13 protein-coding genes are annotated in these 17,873 nt (G+C 64.0%); 11 read left to right on the top strand and 2 right to left on the bottom strand.

All coding sequences use genetic code 11. From position 1 onward, the window contains the following. Positions 1-2 precede the first annotated feature (2 nt). The 6 genes from X735_RS157965 (at position 3) to X735_RS157990 (ending at position 7,710) form a co-directional block, all read left to right on the top strand. Entirely contained in the window at positions 3-923 is a 921-nt protein-coding gene (locus X735_RS157965) for an ABC transporter permease (protein ID WP_023809984.1), read from the top strand. Continuing rightward, entirely contained in the window at positions 916-1,716 is an 801-nt protein-coding gene (locus X735_RS157970; RefSeq protein ID WP_023809983.1) for an ABC transporter permease, read from the top strand. Before X735_RS157965 ends, X735_RS157970 begins: the two co-directional genes overlap by 8 nt. Before the next feature lie 23 nt (positions 1,717-1,739). Then, positions 1,740-2,774 carry an extracellular solute-binding protein gene (locus tag X735_RS157975; protein WP_023809982.1) on the top strand — a complete coding sequence of 345 codons (1,035 nt, stop codon included), beginning with the start codon at positions 1,740-1,742 and terminating at the stop codon, positions 2,772-2,774. Positions 2,775-2,842: 68 nt separating this feature from the next. Next, positions 2,843-4,039 (top strand): serine hydrolase, encoded by a 1,197-nt coding sequence (locus X735_RS157980; protein WP_023809981.1) that lies wholly within the window; start codon positions 2,843-2,845, stop codon positions 4,037-4,039. A gap of 36 nt (positions 4,040-4,075) precedes the next feature. Next, positions 4,076-5,257 carry a serine hydrolase gene (locus X735_RS157985; RefSeq protein ID WP_023809980.1) on the top strand — a complete coding sequence of 394 codons (1,182 nt, stop codon included), beginning with the start codon at positions 4,076-4,078 and terminating at the stop codon, positions 5,255-5,257. A 128-nt stretch (positions 5,258-5,385) separates the two neighbouring features. Beyond that, positions 5,386-7,710, top strand: coding sequence for a Tex family protein (locus X735_RS157990; protein ID WP_023809979.1), 2,325 nt, complete (start codon positions 5,386-5,388; stop codon positions 7,708-7,710). Here the strand turns inward: X735_RS157990 and X735_RS157995 are convergent, their stop codons facing one another. Further along, the gene (locus X735_RS157995) at positions 7,711-8,622 is read right to left on the bottom strand and encodes a LysR family transcriptional regulator (protein ID WP_023809978.1); all 912 of its coding nucleotides are present in this window, start codon (positions 8,620-8,622) and stop codon (positions 7,711-7,713) included. A gap of 137 nt (positions 8,623-8,759) precedes the next feature. Between X735_RS157995 and X735_RS158000 the strand changes: the two genes are divergently transcribed. From X735_RS158000 to X735_RS158015, 4 genes are all read left to right on the top strand, one after another. Then, positions 8,760-9,956, top strand: coding sequence for an acyl-CoA dehydrogenase (locus tag X735_RS158000; protein WP_023809977.1), 1,197 nt, complete (start codon positions 8,760-8,762; stop codon positions 9,954-9,956). Between the two features lie 111 nt (positions 9,957-10,067). After that, positions 10,068-13,427 (top strand): transglutaminase family protein, encoded by a 3,360-nt coding sequence (locus X735_RS158005; RefSeq protein ID WP_023809976.1) that lies wholly within the window; start codon positions 10,068-10,070, stop codon positions 13,425-13,427. Positions 13,428-13,433: 6 nt separating this feature from the next. Continuing rightward, a complete protein-coding gene (locus X735_RS158010) occupies positions 13,434-15,845 on the top strand; it encodes a circularly permuted type 2 ATP-grasp protein (RefSeq protein WP_023809975.1) in 2,412 nt (803 codons plus the stop codon). A gap of 3 nt (positions 15,846-15,848) precedes the next feature. Then, positions 15,849-16,733, top strand: a complete 885-nt coding sequence (locus X735_RS158015; protein ID WP_023809974.1) for a transglutaminase family protein — start codon at positions 15,849-15,851, stop codon at positions 16,731-16,733. A 58-nt stretch (positions 16,734-16,791) separates the two neighbouring features. Here X735_RS158015 and X735_RS1000000169725 read toward each other — a convergent pair whose 3' ends face one another. Next, a complete protein-coding gene (locus tag X735_RS1000000169725; protein WP_245273167.1) occupies positions 16,792-16,968 on the bottom strand; it encodes a hypothetical protein in 177 nt (58 codons plus the stop codon). Here X735_RS1000000169725 and X735_RS158020 point away from each other — a divergent pair. Further along, positions 16,886-17,815, top strand: coding sequence for a glycosyltransferase family A protein (locus X735_RS158020; RefSeq protein WP_245273162.1), 930 nt, complete (start codon positions 16,886-16,888; stop codon positions 17,813-17,815). The genes X735_RS1000000169725 and X735_RS158020 overlap by 83 nt on opposite strands. Positions 17,816-17,873 lie beyond the last annotated feature (58 nt).

The following is a 17,873-nucleotide window of genomic DNA, read 5'->3' as shown; positions in this document are numbered from 1 at the left end:
CGATGGCGACCGCGGAAGAAGTCGCCAAGGCAGCGGAGCGGCGCGATGTCCGTGACCGCTGGCTTTTGTCAGCGCCAGCGCTGCTGGTCATTTTCCTCGCCGCGACCGGCCCCTTGCTGATCGTGCTCGTCTACTCGTTCCTGACGCCAGGCTCCTATGGCGACGTGAAGTGGCAGTTCTCGCCGGAAGCCTGGATATCGGTGTTTCTGGAACGCGATATCTTCGACGACACGCTTTCGATCGCCGCCGCCCACGTCACCATCTTCCTGCGCTCGATCAAGCTCTCGGTGGTGACGACGATCGCCACTTTGGTGCTTGGTTTCCCGACCGCCTATTTCATGGCGACGCGCAGCGAAAAGACCCGCGATCTCTGGCTGTTCCTGATCACCATTCCGTTCTGGACCAACCTCCTGATCCGCACCTTCGCGGTGCTGCAGATCATCCGCAACGAAGGCATCATCAACACGATCCTGCTCAAGCTCGGCATCATCTCGGCGCCCATCCAGATACTCTACACCGACACGGCGATCCTGATCGGCATGGCCTATGTCTACCTGCCGCTGATGGTGCTGCCGATCTATGCCAGCATGGAAAAGCTCGATTTCCGGTTGGTCGAGGCGGGGTACGACCTTTACGCGTCGCGCTTCCAGGTGCTGCGGCGGATCATCTTTCCGCTGGTCAAGCCGGGTGTCATCGCCGGCTCCATACTGGTCTTCATTCCAGCACTTGGCGCCTATGTGACACCGAGCGTTCTTGGCGGCGGCAAGAACATGATGCTGTCCAACCTGATCGAATTGCAGTTCGGGCAGGGTCGCAACTGGCCACTCGGCTCGGCGCTGTCGATCGCCGTCATGATCATCGTCATGGTGGCGCTGCTTGCCTATGTGCGCAATGCCGGAAGATCGGGGGTGCGTCATGGCTAAGAACTTTTCCATCAAGCACCAGCCAGGATTCACCGCGATCGCCGCAACCTGCTTTATCGTGCTGTATCTGCCGATCATCGTGCTGGTCATCTATGCCTTCAACGCGGCGAGCTCGACCTCCGAATGGGGCGGCTTTTCGCTGAAATGGTTTCAGTCGGCATGGCAGAACACGCAGGTCGTCGATGCCACGCTGCGTTCCTTCCAGATTGGCTCCATCGCGGCGGTGCTCTCCACGATCTTTGCCACCATGGCGGCGCTCGCCACCACCCGCACCGCGCCCTATCCCGGCCTCACCTTCAAATATGCGGCGATCAACCAGCCGCTGATGGTGCCCGAGATCGTCACCGGCGTGGCGCTGCTGATCTTCTTCTCGCGCATCAAGATCTTCACCGGCTATTCCGGCATCGGCTATCTGGTCGCCGCGCACACGGCGTTCTGCATTCCCTTTGCCTATTTGCCGATCCGGGCGCGGCTTGAGAATATGGACCTGACGCTGGAGCGTGCCGCAGCCGACCTCTACGCGACGCCCTGGAAGGCTTTCCGGCGCATCACGCTGCCGCTTCTGTGGCCTGGCATCCTGGCCGGGCTGATGCTGGCCTTCGTCATCTCGCTCGACGACGTCGTCATCACCGAGTTCGTCAAATCAGGCGGCCAGGACACGCTGCCCACCTACATGCTCGGCCAGATCCGCCGCGGCATCACACCCGAGATCAACGCGATATCGACCGCCTTCCTGCTGCTTTCGGTCGCGATCGTCACGTTGTTTTTCTTCGTCAGCAGGAAACGAGACTGAACCGAAAAATGGGAGTTAAAACCATGAACTGGAAGACAACAGCAACCGCCATGGGGTTGGCGTTGCTCGCCTCGACGGGCCTGGCCCGCGCCGACGGCGTGCTCAACATCTACAATTGGGGCAACTACACCAGCCCCGACGTGATCAAGAAGTTCGAGGCCAAATACAACGTCAAAGTGACCATCACCGACTACGATTCCAACGACACCGCGCTGGCCAAGGTTCGCCAGGGAGGCACCGGCTTCGACATTGCGGTGCCGTCGCAGACCTACGTGCCGATCTGGATCAAGGAAGGCCTCATCCAGGAGACCGATCCTGGCAAGATGGAAAACTTCAAGAACGTGGCGCCGGAATGGGCCAATCCCGATTTCGATCCGGGTCGCAAATACAGTGTTCCATGGGCGTGGGGCACGATCGGCGTGGTCGTCAACACCGATGCCTACAAGGGGCCGGCCGATAGCTGGGGTATCATCTTCAACACGCCTGACGAGCTCAAGGGCAAGGTCAATGTCGTTCCGGAGATGGGCGATGTGATGTTCGCCGCGATCAAGTATGTCGGCGGCCAGCAATGCACCGACGACAAGGCGGTGCTGAAGAAGGTGCGCGACCTGTTGGTGGCGGCCAAGCCGAACTGGATCGCGATGGAATACAACACCATCGAGAAGATGGGCGCCGGCGACTTCAAGGCGACCAGCGATTGGAACGGCTCGGCGCTGCGCCAGCGGCTGGCCAACCCGGCCATCCACTACAACTATCCGAAAGAAGGCTTCGGCCTGTGGAGCGACAACGTCGTCGTTCTTAAGGAAGCCAAGAACGTCGAGAACGCCAAGCTTTTCCAGAACTTCATCATGGACCCGGAAAACGCGGCAGGTCTCTCGGCCTTCCATCGCTACGCCAATGCCATCACCGGCTCGGACAAGTACATGCCGGCCGACATGAAGGACGCGCCCGAAGTCATCATTCCGGCCGCGGACAAGCCACGTGGCGAGCTGCAGCAGATGTGCTCGCCGGAGACCCAGGAAATTTACACCAAGATCTGGACCGAGTTGCAGAAATAAACTGGGTTCGACGGACCCGGCGGCACACGCCGCCGGGTCCGTTTTCATGTTCAAAGGACTCGGCCGTCATGGACTCCTATCGCAATTCCGATCCGCGGCCGCCGATCATGCAGGGCTCGCCGCCCGCCATGGTACCGCCGAAGCTCGACTGGGACCGGCCGCCGTGGAACCGCTGGGCGTTCCAGAACATCCGTGAAATTCTGCCGACCGCCGAAGTCTGGCGCGGCAATGGCCATCGCCACCGCTTCGAACGCGCCGAGGCCGATCTCGACGGGCTGACGGTCGAGGACAGCACAGGCGCGCCGACGACGCTCGCCGGGCTGCTCGACGAGACCTATACGGACGGCTTCCTGGTGCTCAAGGACGGCAAGGTCGCCTATGAGCGCTACTTCAACGGCATGGATGAGCGCACGCTGCACCTGTCGCAGTCAATGGCGAAGTCCCTTACCGGTTCGGTGTTCGGCATACTGGTTGGGCGCGGCCTGATCGATCCGGCCAGACCGGTAACGGACTACCTGCCGGAGCTCGGCGTTACCGGCTGGGCCGGCGCCAGTGTGCAGCATGTGCTGGACATGACCAGCGGCGTCCGCTTCTCCGAGGAATACACCGACCGCTATTCGGACATTGGCCAGGTCGATGTCGCCACCGGCTGGAAGCCGGTGCCGCCGGGCAGCGATCCGGCCTTTCGCTGGCCATCGCACATGTTCGAGCTGATCCTGGGCTTGAAGGAAACGATCCGCCCGCATGGTGCCCAATTCGAATACCGCTCGATCGAGACCGACGTGCTTGCCTTCATCATGGAACGGGTGACGGGCAAACGGCTTCCGCAGCTGGTTTCGGAAGAACTCTGGCAAAAGCTCGGCGCTGATGAAAGCGCCTGCTTCACGGTCGATAGCGCCGGCTATGCGGTGGCGGATGGCGGCTTCAACGCGACGCTGCGCGACTATGGCCGCTTCGGCCAGATGATCCTCGACAATGGTGGCAGCGTCGTGCCGGCCGACTGGATCGAGGCAACACGCAACGGCAGGCATGGGCCTGACTTCAGCCCCAGTCTGCCGGAGGGCAGCTATCGCAACCAGTTCTGGATCGAGGACCCGCGCTCGCGCGCACTGATGTGCCGCGGCGTGTTCGGTCAGATGATCCATATCGACTGGAACACCGGAATGGTCGTGGTGAAGCTTTCGACCTGGCCGGATTTCGCCAATGGTGCCTATTCCATAGCGACGCTGAAGGCCGTGCACGCTATCGCCACGGCACTTCGCTGAGCCCCACAAAGAAGAAACGACCCGGAAGGAAACGCCATGACCGGCAAGACCGTGTTCGAGACCCGCTATGGCTTCCGGCGCAACCAGGTGGTGCTCGCCAACTGGCGCGAGAACCCGTTCAATCGGTGGTCGTTCCAGAATCTCGGCGAACTGGTGCCGACCGCCCGCGTGGCGGCGGCGTCGGGCGTTGTCGAAACCCCCGTGCGCGATATGGGCGGCCTACTCGGCGAAAAGGTCGTGATCGCCGGCACACCGGAGACGGTGGCTGAATTTCTCGCACGTTCGAGCACCGACGCACTGACGGTGATGAAAGGCGGCAAGATCGTCGGCGACTGGTTCGCCCCGCATATGGATTTCGGCGCCCGCCACATCATCTTCTCGATCAGCAAGTCGGTGACAGCCATCATCGCCGGCATATTGCAAGGCGAGGGGGTGTTCGACCCGGAAGCGCCGGTGACGGCCTACATCCCTGAAGCCGCCGGCTCTGCCTATGGCGATGCGAGCGTGCGGCATGTGCTCGACATGAGCGTCAGCCTCGATTTCGAGGAGGCCTATCTCGATCCGGAGAGCGCTTTCGCCCGCTATCGTCGCGCCACGCTGTGGAATCCGGGCGGCGGCACGGAGAGCCTGCGCGAATTCATTTTGACCTTGCAACGCCTTGCAGAGCCGCATGGCCAGACCTTCCGCTACCGCTCGCCGAATTCCGACCTGCTCGGCCTGCTGCTCGAGCGCGCGTCGGGCCAGCGGTTCAGCGACCTGATGCGCGAGAAGCTGTGGCTGCCGCTCGGCGCTGTCAGCGAAGCCTCGATCGGCGTCGACATGGAGGGCACGGCGCGCACTGCCGGCGGCATTTCGGTGACGCCGCGCGACTTGGCGCGTGTTGGCGAGATGATGCGGCAAGGCGGGGTGGCCAATGGCCGCCGCATCGTGCCCGAGGTGTGGGTACGCGACACGACCAGCACTGGCGGCAGTGCGGACGCCTGGCAGCGCGGCGCGATGCTGCCGCTGTTTCCCAAAGGCCGTTACCGCAACAAATGGTACCAGACCGGTTTGCCGAGCGGCGCCTATTGCGGCATCGGCATCCATGGTCAGTGGCTGTATGTCGATCCAAGGACCGAAGTGGTGATCGCCAAGATGTCGTCGCAGCCCGAGCCGGTCGACGATCCGCTCGATGTCGAGATCGTCGCCTTCTTCGAGGCGCTCAGCCGCATGGTCTAGACCGGGCCCGAGCCGTCACATTAGCGCACGCTTTCCTGTGGACCCGCCGGGCTGATCGAAGCGCGGCGGTTGGCGGGCCGGACGTCTGCGCCTATGGTCGCCGCTCTTTGGATGAGAGCAGGAACGACATGGCATCCGACATCAAGCGCATCGCAGCCATCATCGCGGCCGAGATCAGCGCGCGGCCCGAACAGGCGGCCGCGGCGATCGAACTGCTCGATGAGGGCGCGACAGTGCCGTTCGTGGCGCGCTACCGCAAGGAAGTCACCGGCGGCCTGGACGACACGCAATTGCGCAATCTTGCCGAACGGCTTGCCTATCTGCGCGAGCTCGACGCGCGCCGCGACACCATCCTTGGCTCGATCCGCGAACAGGGTAAGCTGACCGAGGAGCTTGAAGGCAAGATCGTCGCCGCCACCACCAAGGCTGAGCTGGAAGATATCTACCTGCCCTACAAGCCCAAGCGCCGGACCAAGGCCGAGATCGCCAGGGAACGCGGGCTGGGGCCGCTGGCCGAGGCCATCTTGGCGAACCGCTCATTGGTGCCTGCCGAACTGGCGCTGGCCTATGTCAGCGAAGAGGTGGCCGATACCAAGGCGGCGCTCGAAGGGGCGCGCGACATCCTGTCGGAACAATTCGCCGAGAATGCCGATCTGGTCGGAAAATTGCGCAGCTACATGAAGGAGCGCGCCTTCATGCGGGCCAGGGTGGTCGACGGCAAGCAGGAGGCCGGCGCGAAGTTCTCCGATTATTTCGACCATGTCGAGCGCTGGACAAATGTGCCGAGCCACCGCGCGCTGGCGATGCTGCGCGGCCGCAACGAGGAAGTGCTGTCGCTCGACATCGAGGTCGATGCCGATGACACCTCGCCGGTGAAGCCGGTCGAGCGGATGATCGCCAATGCCTATGCCATCGGCGGCAGCCTGCCCGGCGACCGCTGGCTGATGGACGTCGCCGGCTGGACCTGGCGCATAAAACTGTCACTACACCTGACACTCGATTTGATGCGCGACCTGCGCGAGCGGGCAGAAGAGGAAGCGATCCACGTCTTTGCCCGAAACCTCAAGGATTTGCTGCTAGCCGCTCCCGCCGGTTCGCGCGCGACGATGGGGCTCGACCCCGGCATCCGCACCGGCGTCAAGGTGGCGGTGGTCGACGGCACCGGCAAGGTGCTGACAACAACGACGGTCTATCCATTTCCGCCCAGGAACGATGTGCGTGGCACGCAGGCGGAACTCGCCAAGCTCATCCGCTTGCACAAGGTCGAGCTGATTTCGATCGGCAACGGCACTGGTAGCCGCGAGACGGAAAGGCTGGTCGCCGACATGCTGTCCGACATGCCGGCGGATGGTGGGCCGAAGCCGCTGAAGGTGATCGTCAGCGAGGCCGGCGCCTCGGTCTATTCGGCATCGGCGACGGCGGCGGCGGAATTCCCTGGCCTCGACGTGTCGTTGCGCGGCGCTGTGTCGATTGCCCGGCGGCTGCAGGATCCGCTGGCCGAATTGGTCAAGATCGAGCCCAAATCGATCGGCGTCGGCCAGTACCAGCATGATGTCGACCAGTACCGTCTCGGCCGCTCGCTGGAAGCGGTGGTGGAAGACGCGGTCAACGCCGTCGGCGTCGATCTCAACACCGCCTCGGCGCCGCTGCTGGCGCGCGTTTCAGGTCTCGGCGCGTCTCTGGCCGACGCGATCGTCGCGCATCGCGATGCGACCGGCCCCTTCGCCAGCCGCAAAGACCTGCTCAAGGTGCCGCGGCTCGGACCTCGCGCATTCGAACAATCCGCCGGCTTCCTGCGCATTGCCAATGGCAGCGAGCCGCTCGATGCCTCGTCGGTGCATCCGGAGGCCTATGGCGTGGCCAAGAAGATCGTCGCCGCCTGCGGGCGCGATGTGCGGTCGTTGATGGGCGACAGTGCAGCACTCAAGGCGCTCGATCCGCGCGTTTTCGTCGATGAGCGTTTCGGCCTGCCAACGGTACGCGATATCCTGGCAGAGCTGGAAAAGCCGGGCCGCGACCCACGTCCGGGCTTCAAGACGGCGACGTTTGCCGACGGCATCGACGATATCAAGGATCTGAAGCCCGGCATGCTGCTGGAAGGCACCGTCACCAATGTCGCCGCCTTCGGCGCCTTCGTCGACATCGGTGTCCATCAGGACGGGCTGGTGCATGTCTCTCAGCTGGCCGACCGGTTCATCAAGGACGCGCACGAGGTGGTCAAGGCCGGCGATGTGGTGAAGGTGCGCGTCGTTGATGTCGACATCAAGCGCAAGCGCATCGCGCTATCCATGCGCAAGGATGGTGGCGAAGGGGGCGCGTCGAAAGGTGGGCCGCGCGATACCGGAGGCGGCAGGCCGGCACCGCGTTCGCCGGCGCCTCAGCGCCAGCCGGAGCGGCCGGCACAGCAAGGCGCGTTCGGCGCGGCGCTGGCGGATGCGCTGAAGCGGAAGTAGTTACCACGCCAGAACGGCCGGCTCCTTCTCGACCTGGCCCAGCAGCCAGTCGCGAAAACTGGCGACTGGCGGATGGCCGCGCTTGTCGTGTGGGACGACGAGATAGTAGGCGGTGCGGCTTTGCATGGGCTGGCCTGGCGCCGGCACCAATTGGCCGCGCTGCAATTCGCCTGCAATGAGGATCAGCGGTAGCAGCGCCACACCGAGCCCCGCCATGCAGGCCTGGGCGGCGGTGCCGAACTGCTCGAACTGCATGCCGGGCCCCGTCGGTGCGCTCAGGCCCTGATGCTCGAACCATTCCGTCCACGCGCCAGGGCGCGTCGCCATATGCAGCAGCGGCAACCGGCCGATATCGGCCGGTGTGGCGATGGCGCGGCCGGCGAGGAATTCGGGCGACACGACCGGCGCCACCGTTTCGCGCACCAACAGTGTCGAGTCGGCCTCAGGCCAGTCCGGCAGGCCATAGTGGATGGCGGCATCCAGCCTCTCCCTGGCGAAGTCGAAGCGGCCGATGCGGGTGACGAAATTGATGGTGATATCGGGATTGTTTTCGACGAAATCGGGGATCATCGGCATCAGCCAGCGCGTGCCGAAGGTCGGCAGAATGGCAAGGTTCAGGATGCCACTATGCCGATTGCTCATCAATCCAAGGGCTGCATCACGCAATTGCCCAAGTGCCGAACGCACCGCCTCGGCGTAGATTTCGCCCGATGTCGACAGCCTGACATTGCGGCTGTCGCGTTCGAACAGCCGGCGGCCGAATTGATCTTCAAGAAGCCTGACCTGCCGACTGACCGCGCCCTGGGTCAGATCGAGTTCCTGGGCGGCGGCGGTGAAACTGCCCAGCCGGGCCACAGCCTCGAAGGCGGCAAGGGCGCTTATGTTGGGCAAAAGGCGGCGTTGGACACTCATGATCCATTCCTATAGCTCATTGATCGGTGAATCAATTTCGTTTGATTTTTTCGAGGCGCAGGCCGATAGAACGGGCCAAGATTTTGCTTCATGCATGTCATCGTTTTGAGCGACATGCACTTGGTTGGGAGAACGCCATGGCCGCCGACAAGAATGCATTCGTCTGGGAAGATCCGTTCCTGATCGAGGGCCAGCTTTCGGAAGACGAGCGCATGGTGCGCGACGGTGCGGCGGCCTTCGCCGCCGACAGACTGGCGCCGCGGATCGAGGACGCCTACCTCAACGAGACTTTCGACACCGCGATCTTCCGCGAAATGGGCGAGGCCGGCCTGCTCGGCATCAATATCCCCGAGGAGTTCGGCGGGCTTGGCGCTAATTATGTGACCTACGGGCTGGTGGCGCGCGAGGTGGAGCGCGTCGATTCCGGCTATCGTTCGATGATGTCAGTGCAGTCGTCTCTGGTGATGTATCCGATCTACGCCTATGGCTCGGACGAGCAGCGCAAGAAGTACCTGCCCAAGCTTGCCAGCGGCGAGTGGATCGGCTGTTTCGGCCTGACCGAGCCGGATGCCGGCTCCGATCCGGGCGGCATGAAGACACGCGCCGAGAGGACAGCCAACGGCTACAAGCTGTCCGGTTCGAAGATGTGGATTTCCAACGCGCCGGTCGCCGACGTGTTCGTCGTCTGGGCGAAGCTGAAGGGCGAGAACGGCAAGGACGAGATCCGTGGCTTCGTGCTGGAAAAGGGCATGGAGGGGCTTTCGGCGCCGAAGATCGGCGGCAAGCTGTCGCTGCGGGCGTCGATCACCGGCGAAGTGGTGATGGAAGGCGTGGAGGTCGGCGAGGACGCGCTGCTGCCCAACGCAAAGGGCCTTGGCGGACCGTTCGGATGCCTCAACCGGGCTCGCTTCGGCATTTCCTGGGGCTCGATGGGCGCCGCCGAGGATTGCTGGCACCGCGCCCGCCAATACGGGCTCGACCGCAAGCAGTTCGGCAAGCCGCTGGCCGGAACGCAGCTCTACCAGAAGAAGCTGGCGGATATGCAGACCGAGATCGCGCTTGGGCTGCAGGCATCATTGCGCGTCGGGCGGTTGCTCGATGAAGGCAAGATGGCGCCGGAAATGATCTCGATCGTCAAGCGCAACAATTGCGGCAAGGCGCTCGACATCGCCCGCCAGGCCCGCGACATGCATGGCGGTAACGGCATCCAGATCGGCTACCACGTCATGCGCCACGCGCAGAACCTGGAGACGGTCAACACCTATGAAGGCACGCATGACGTGCATGCGCTGATCCTGGGAAGGGCGCAGACGGGGATACAGGCGTTTTTCTGAGCCGGCAACCGTTGCTTAAATTAGGTGCACCGCAACATCTCTGCTTGGAGAATGGCGGCCTGATGTGTCAGGGTTCGGCGAAATCGTTGAAACGCTGAATTCCGGGGCTTCATGGCAATTCTGGCAGCCGTCTATCACCTGACCCATTACAAATATGACCGGCCGGTGGTTCTCGGGCCCCAGATCATCAGGCTGCAGCCGGCGCCGCATTCCCGCACCAAGGTGCTCAGTCATTCGCTCAAGGTCGAGCCGGCGAACCATTTCGTCAATCTGCAGCAGGATCCTTACGGCAATTTCCTCGCCCGCTTCGTCTTTCCGGAGCCGGTGACGGAGTTGAAGATCGAGGTCGACCTCGTCGCCGACATGACGGTCTACAACCCGTTTGATTTCTTCGTCGAGCCGTCGGCCGAGGCGTTTCCGTTCGAGTATCCGGAAGAAATCCGCGACGATCTCGCCATCTATCGCACCCCGGAACCGGCGGGACCGCTGCTGTCGGCGCTGCTGAAGACCATCGATCGCAGCGCAGCCAACACCGTCAATTTCCTGGTCGACCTCAATGCGCGGCTGCAGCGCGAGATTGCCTATATCGTGCGCATGGAAACCGGGGTGTTCTCGCCGGAAGAGACCTTGGCCGCGAAAAAGGGGTCTTGCCGGGATTCGAGCTGGCTGCTGGTGCAGATCCTACGCAATCTCGGTATCGCGGCACGCTTCGTTTCCGGCTATCTGGTCCAGTTGAAGCCCGATCTGGTGGCGCTGGACGGTCCGCCGGGAACGGCGACAGACTTCACCGATCTGCATGCGTGGTGCGAGGTCTATCTTCCCGGCGCCGGCTGGATAGGCTTCGATCCGACCTCGGGCCTGCTCACCGGCGAGAGCCATGTGCCGCTGGCCGCCACGCCGCATTTCCGCAACGCGGCCCCGATTTCCGGCATGGCGAGCTTCGCCAATGTCGAATTCGGCTTCGAGATGCGGGTCGACCGCATCGCCGAGCATCCGCGCATCACCAAGCCGTTTTCGGACGAAAGCTGGCAGGCGCTCGACGCGTTGGGCAACAAGGTCGATGCAGCGCTTGCTGCCGGCGACGTGCGGCTGACGATGGGCGGCGAGCCGACTTTCGTGTCGGTCGACGATTTCGAGTCGGCCGAGTGGAACACCGCCGCCGTCGGTCCCACCAAGCGTGAAAAGGCGGACGAACTGATCCGTAAACTGCGCGAGCGCTTCGCGCCCGGCGGCTTTCTCCATTACGGCCAGGGCAAATGGTATCCGGGCGAAAGCCTGCCGCGCTGGACCTTTTCGCTCTACTGGCGTGCCGACGGCCAGCCGGTGTGGAGCGATCCGTCGCTGATCGCACGCGAAAAGAGCGAGGCCGATATCGGCCCGAAGCAGGCCGAAAGCCTGCTCACCGCGATTGCCGGCGAACTCGGCATCGACAAGGCCATGGTCAGCGAAGCCTATGAGGATCCGGCCGAATGGCTGCTCAAGGAAGGCAAGCTGCCCGACAATGTCGATCCGTCCAACTCCAGGCTGGAGGATCCGGAAGAACGCAGCCGCATGGCGAAAGTGTTCGAACGCGGGCTGACCAAACCGTCCGGCTATGTGCTGCCCGTCCAGCGCTGGAACAGCCAGGCATCGGATCCGCGCTGGCGCTCGGAAAAATGGAAGACGCGGCGCGGCCGGCTGTTCCTGGTGCCAGGCGATTCACCGGTCGGCTACCGGCTGCCGCTCGGCACGTTGCCCTATGTGCCGCCCGAGCAATTCCCCTATATCGTGCCGGTCGACCCGTCGCTACCACGCGGCCCGCTGCCCGCGCGTGAAGCCATACTGGCCGGACCGACTCCAGCCGAACTCGAAGGCGCCGACGAGATGGCGCGCCGCCAGCAGGCGGCATCGTTCACCGCTGCGACCGGCCAGCAGGAGCGGGTCGAGCAGGAGATCACCGAGATTGGCGGCGCTGTGCGCACCGCGCTTTCGGTCGAACCGCGCGACGGGCGGCTGTGCGTGTTCATGCCGCCTGTCGAGGCGCTGGAAGACTATCTCGAACTGGTCGCGGCGGCCGAGAACGCGGCAAAGGCGATCGGCCTTCCCGTGCATATCGAGGGCTACGGCCCGCCTCACGATCCGCGCCTCAACGTCATCCGCGTTGCGCCTGATCCCGGCGTCATCGAGGTCAACATCCATCCTGCTTCCAACTGGCAGGATTGCGTGGCGACGACGACGGCGATCTATGAGGAAGCGCGGCAGACACGGCTTGGCGCCGACAAGTTCATGATCGATGGGCGCCACACCGGCACCGGCGGCGGCAACCATGTCGTGGTCGGCGGTGCGACACCCAATGACAGCCCGTTCCTGCGAAGGCCGGACCTGTTGAAGAGCCTGGTGCTGCAATGGCAGCGCCATCCGTCGCTGTCCTATCTGTTCTCTGGCCTGTTCATCGGGCCGACCAGCCAGGCGCCACGCTTCGACGAAGCGCGTCACGACTCGCTCTACGAGCTTGAGATCGCGATGGCGCAGGTGCCGCATCCAGACCAGGGCAACGCACCCTTGCCATGGCTGGTCGACCGGCTGTTCCGCAATTTGTTGACCGACGTCACCGGCAATACGCATCGTTCGGAAATCTGCATCGACAAGCTGTTTTCGCCGGACGGACCGACCGGTCGGCTGGGGCTGGTCGAATTCCGCGGCTTCGAGATGCCGCCCAATGCACGCATGTCGCTGGCGCAGCAACTGTTGGTGCGCGCCATCATCGCACGTGCGTGGAAAGGCCCGCTCGATGGCCGCTTCGTGCGTTGGGGCACCTCACTGCACGATCGTTTCATGCTGCCGCATCATGTCTGGGCCGATTTCCTCGACGTGCTCGACGACCTCAAGCTCAACGGCTTCGAATTCAGGCCCGAATGGTTCGACGCCCAGCTCGAATTCCGTTTCCCGTTCTGCGGCGAGGTTCAGCATGCCGGCATCAAGCTGGAGCTGCGCCAGGCGCTGGAGCCGTGGCATGTGATGGGCGAGCAAGGCGCGATCGGCGGCACCGTGCGCTTCGTCGATTCCTCGGTCGAACGGCTGCAGGTCAAGACCGAAGGGCTGAACCCGGAGCGCCACGCAGTCGTCTGCAACGGCCGCATCGTGCCGATGAAGGTCACTGATAATCGCGAAGTGGCGGTGGCGGGTGTCCGCTTCAAGGCCTGGCAGCCGGCATCGGGCCTGCATCCGGCGCTGCCGGTCAACACGCCACTGGTCTTCGACATCTATGACCGCTGGTCGGGGCGTGCGGTCGGCGGCTGCGTCTACCATGTCGCCCATCCCGGCGGGCGCAATTACGACACCTTTCCGGTCAATGGCAACGAGGCGGAAGCTCGGCGGCTCGCCCGCTTCGAACCGCGCGGCCATACGCCATCCGCCTATGTGATCCGTGAAGAACAACCGGCGGAAGATTTCCCGATGACCCTTGACCTTCGGCGGCCGGCAAGACTCTGATCAGCGATGGCAAAGGGGAATCACAAGAGGGGACACGGCAAGCCGCGGACCCACAGCCTGCTGGAGCACTACCAGCCGATCGACGGCGTCGTCGACGAGATGGTCGATGCGTCAGGCAATCCTCGCCCGGTCTGGAAGCATTTTGTCGAGGCGCTCGAGGAACTCGGCGCTGAAAAGCTCGGCCAGCGCTTTGCCCGCGCCGACCAGTATCTGCGCGATGCCGGCGTTTATTACCGCGTCTACGACAAGGCCGGTGCCAATGAGCGCGAATGGCCGCTGGCGCATGTCCCGGTTCTCATCGAGGAGAGCGAGTGGGCGGCGATCAGCGCCGGCCTCGTGCAGCGCGCCGAACTGTTCGAGGAAACCATCGCCGATATCTACGGGCCGAACCGGCTGGTCGAGAAAGGCATCCTGCCGGCGGGATTGATCGCCGCCAGCCCCGAATATTTGCGGCCTGTCGTCGGCACCAGGCCGGCCGGCGGCCACTTCCTGCATTTCTGCGCCTTCGAGCTCGGCCGTGGACCTGACGGCCAGTGGTGGGTGCTGGGCGATCGCACGCAGGCGCCGTCCGGCGCCGGTTTCGCACTGGAAAACCGCGTCGCCACCACACGCGCGCTGTCCGACATCTATGGCGAGATGCATGTGCACCGCCTTGCCGGCTTTTTCCGCCGTTTTCGCGATGCGTTGATCGGCATGGCCAAGGAGACCGACGGCCGCGTCGCCATCCTGACGCCGGGGCCGCTCAACGAAACCTATTACGAACACGCCTACATCGCCCGCTACCTCGGCATCATGCTGCTCGAAGGCGAGGATTTGACCGTCTCCGACAGCCGGCTGATGGTGCGCACGGTTTCCGGCCTGATGCCGATCAGCGTGTTGTGGCGGCGGCTCGACGCCGCTTTCGCCGACCCGCTCGAACTGCGCCCGGATTCGCAGATCGGAACGCCGGGCCTGGTCGAGGCGATCCGCCAGGGCGCGGTTGCTACCGTCAATGCGCTGGGCTCTGGCCTGATGGAGACGCGCGCGCTGCTTGCCTTCCTGCCCAAGATTTCACGGGCCTTGCGTGGCGAGGAATTGCTGCTGCCAAGTGTCGCGACATGGTGGTGCGGGCAAGCTACCGAGCGCGCGCATGTGCTGGCCAATATCGATCGCATGGTGATCGGGCCGGCGCTGTCGACGAGGCTTGCCTTCGAGGACGACGATTCAACGAAGCTAGGCTCGGCTCTGTCGGCCGGGGAGCGGGCGGAACTGGTGGCGCGCATCGAACGTGATGGCGGCGATTTCGTCGGCCAGGAAGCGGTGACGCTTTCGACGACGCCCGTCTATGTCGGCGGCTGGCTGGAGCCGCGGCCAGCGAGCCTGCGCGTCTACCTGGCGCGAACGCCGGAGGGCTGGACGGTGATGCCGGGCGGTTTTGCCCGTATCGGCCTGTCGCTCGACCCGACGGCGATCGCCATGCAGCGTGGCGGCCAGGCGGCGGATGTCTGGGTTGTCAGCGACAAACCGGTGGAGCGCGAGACGCTGCTGCCGCAAGAAGGCGACAGTTTCAGCCGCACCAGGCCCGGCAGCCTGCCCAGTCGCGCGGCGGAGAACCTGACCTGGCTCGGCCGCTATATCGAGCGCTCGGAAGACACGGTGCGCATCCTGCGCGCCTACCATGTGCGGCTGGCCGAAACCTCCGACCCGGATATGCCGCTGCTCGCCGACATCAGGGATTATCTCGAACCTTTCGGCATCGATGTGGAGACAGCGATCCCGTCAGGGCTGATCGGCACGCTGGATAGCGCGGTCTACAGTGCCGGGCAGATCCGCGACCGCTTCTCGCCCGATGGCTGGCTGGCGCTGAAGGACCTGTCGAAAACCATCCATCAGTTCGCAACGACGGTCGCGCCCGGCGACGACGCGACCCGGGCGATGACAGTCATCCTGCGTAAGCTCGCCGGCTTTTCCGGCCTGCTGCACGAGAACATGTACCGCTTCGCCGGTTGGCGCTTCCTCGAGATTGGCCGCCGGCTGGAGCGCGGTATCCAGATCTCCCGCACGCTGTCGCGGCTGACCAGCGCCAAGGCGCCGGACGGCGCGCTCGACATGATGCTGGAAATCGGCGACAGCGTGATGACCCATCGCCGCCAATATCCGGTGCAGGCCGGTCGGCGCACGGTGATCGACCTGCTGGCGCTCGATCCGCTTAACCCGCGCTCCATCCTGTTCCAACTTGAAAGGCTGAAGGCCGAAATCGGCCTGTTGCCGTCGCTCGGCGGGGAGGGGCAAATGTCGCCGGCGGCGAAGGAAATCCTGCAGCTCAACACCCAGATCGCCATCAAGGAGCCTTCGGACATGACCGCAAAGGCGCTGGACGACCTCGCCTATGAAATCGGCGGCCTCTACAACAGCCTCGCCAAAGCCTATTTCGGATAAAGCATGCTCTACGACATCAGGCTTCATCTGCATTACGATTACGCTGCGGCGGCCGGCGGCGGTCGTCATCAGGTGCGCGTACTGCCGTCGACGATACCGGGCGTGCAGCGTGTCATCGCCGCATCCCTGTCCTTTGCGCCGGCACCCAACGAGCGTTCCGACTTTTCCGATTTCTTCGGCAACAATGTCACCTCGATCGTCTTTCGCGACGCGCATGACGCGCTCGACATCAGGATGAGCGCCCGCGTGTCGGTGTCTCGGCCCGAGCCCGGGCTCGACGTGTCGCCCGATATCGCCCGGCTGAGGCAGGAGCTCGCCGCGGTGCGGTCTCTGGCACCTGATGCACCGCACCATTTCCTGACGGCCAGCACCCATGCCGGCATCGACGATGCGATCACCGCTTACGCACGCGACAGCATCGCCGGCTCTGCCGCCGGCACGGTCATGAGCCTGTGCAATCGCATCCATCGCGATTTCACCTATGACGGCGAAGCGACAACGGTGCGGACCCGGGCCAGTGATGCCTTCAAGTTGAAGCGCGGCGTCTGCCAGGACTTTTCGCACATCATGATCGCCGGCCTGCGCGGGCTCGGTATTCCGGCCGGCTATGTCAGCGGCTTCTTGCGCACCATCCCGCCGAAGGGCAAGCCCCGGCTGGAAGGCGCCGATGCCATGCATGCCTGGGTCAAGGTCTGGTGCGGGCGCGATGCAGGCTGGCAGGAATTCGACCCGACCAACGGCATGCGGGCCAGCAACGACCATATCACCGTCGGCCACGGCCGCGACTATTCGGACGTGGCGCCGATCGTCGGCGTGCTCAAGACCACGGGGGGACAGGTTGGCGAGCAAGCTGTCGACGTCATTCCCGTCGTGCTCGAAAGAGCCTGAAGCAGGTCGTACACGCAGCGGTATTTGCGCCGCAATTCGGGATGGACAAGACTGCTTCTCAAATACCGATGCGGCCGCTAGTCTGTATTCGTTTCGGGGTGACGGTAGTTGTATCCTCAAGCGCATGGCGCGAGGGTTTGTAATTGAGAGCAATCAGCGTCGTCATTCCTGCCTGTAACGCGGCGGCGACCATCGCTGCAACGCTGGCGTCGCTACGCAGCGAGGCCGAGATCATCGGCGAGATCTTGCTGGTCGACGACGCGTCGACCGATGGGACGGCAACCATCGCGCGGGAGGCCGCGGCACAACTGTCGTTGCCGCTGCGCGTGCTGTCGGCCAAATGCCGCGATGCAGGCGGTGCCCGCAATTTGGCGCTGGCCGAAGCGGTCTATTCCTGGGTCTACCTGATCGATGCCGACGACCTGCATCTGCGGGGCGGGTTGCGCGCACTGCTCCGCAAGGCCCGGGAGCAGCCGGAGGCCGACATGATCGTCGGTGCCTACCGGCGACGGGTGAACGGCCAGGACCGGCAGATCAAGATGCCGAACGGCTACCAGGCTGCGTGCCTGGCAAATGCTTCGGCCTATGTCAAAGGCGACATACGTTCGGTCGCCGTGGGCAGCGTTCTGGCATCGCGGACCCTGATCGGCGAGACGCGGTTCCCGATCGGAATGGCCTATGACGAGGACACGCTGTTCTGGGCACGGCTGATGAGCAAGGCATCGCTCGCCATGGTTTCGCAACCTGTCATGGTCTACGAGGTTTCGCCGGTACGTTCCGATGACCGCTTTGCCATCAACCCGGTGCGGCGCTTCCTGGACTGGCGCCGGGAACTGCGCACACTCACCGACTGCAACATCCCGTTGTCGGCCCTCAAGGCCAGGGAAGGCCTTGTCGCCCTCAAGATCGCCCGGGTCCACTATGCGCGCGGCGATCTGGGCACCGCGGCGCGCTTCCTGGCGGTAGCCGCGGCCGCGCCAAAGCGGCGCTCAGAAGCTTGGCGCTGCCTGCGCTACAGGTTCAAGCTCGCGGCGCGGCGGCGTTTGTCCGCGCCGCCGATCAAGCTGGAAGGCGCTCTGTAGGCGCCAGCCAACACGATATCGGCGCGAGACGCTTTTCGGACGGCGCGTGGAACCAGCG

The organism is Mesorhizobium sp. L2C084A000 (genome assembly GCF_000502875.1).
GTDB lineage: Bacteria > Pseudomonadota > Alphaproteobacteria > Rhizobiales > Rhizobiaceae > Mesorhizobium.
This window is presented reverse-complemented; position numbering and strand designations above follow the sequence as displayed.

Coding starts and splice junctions, on each gene's coding strand:
- X735_RS157965 (WP_023809984.1), top strand. CDS start 3: ATGGCGACCGCGGAAGAAGTCGCCAAGGCAGCGGAGCGGCGCGATGTC.
- X735_RS157970 (WP_023809983.1), top strand. CDS start 916: ATGGCTAAGAACTTTTCCATCAAGCACCAGCCAGGATTCACCGCGATC.
- X735_RS157975 (WP_023809982.1), top strand. CDS start 1,740: ATGAACTGGAAGACAACAGCAACCGCCATGGGGTTGGCGTTGCTCGCC.
- X735_RS157980 (WP_023809981.1), top strand. CDS start 2,843: ATGGACTCCTATCGCAATTCCGATCCGCGGCCGCCGATCATGCAGGGC.
- X735_RS157985 (WP_023809980.1), top strand. CDS start 4,076: ATGACCGGCAAGACCGTGTTCGAGACCCGCTATGGCTTCCGGCGCAAC.
- X735_RS157990 (WP_023809979.1), top strand. CDS start 5,386: ATGGCATCCGACATCAAGCGCATCGCAGCCATCATCGCGGCCGAGATC.
- X735_RS157995 (WP_023809978.1), bottom strand. CDS start 8,622: ATGAGTGTCCAACGCCGCCTTTTGCCCAACATAAGCGCCCTTGCCGCC.
- X735_RS158000 (WP_023809977.1), top strand. CDS start 8,760: ATGGCCGCCGACAAGAATGCATTCGTCTGGGAAGATCCGTTCCTGATC.
- X735_RS158005 (WP_023809976.1), top strand. CDS start 10,068: ATGGCAATTCTGGCAGCCGTCTATCACCTGACCCATTACAAATATGAC.
- X735_RS158010 (WP_023809975.1), top strand. CDS start 13,434: ATGGCAAAGGGGAATCACAAGAGGGGACACGGCAAGCCGCGGACCCAC.
- X735_RS158015 (WP_023809974.1), top strand. CDS start 15,849: ATGCTCTACGACATCAGGCTTCATCTGCATTACGATTACGCTGCGGCG.
- X735_RS1000000169725 (WP_245273167.1), bottom strand. CDS start 16,968: ATGATCTCGGCCTCGCTGCGTAGCGACGCCAGCGTTGCAGCGATGGTC.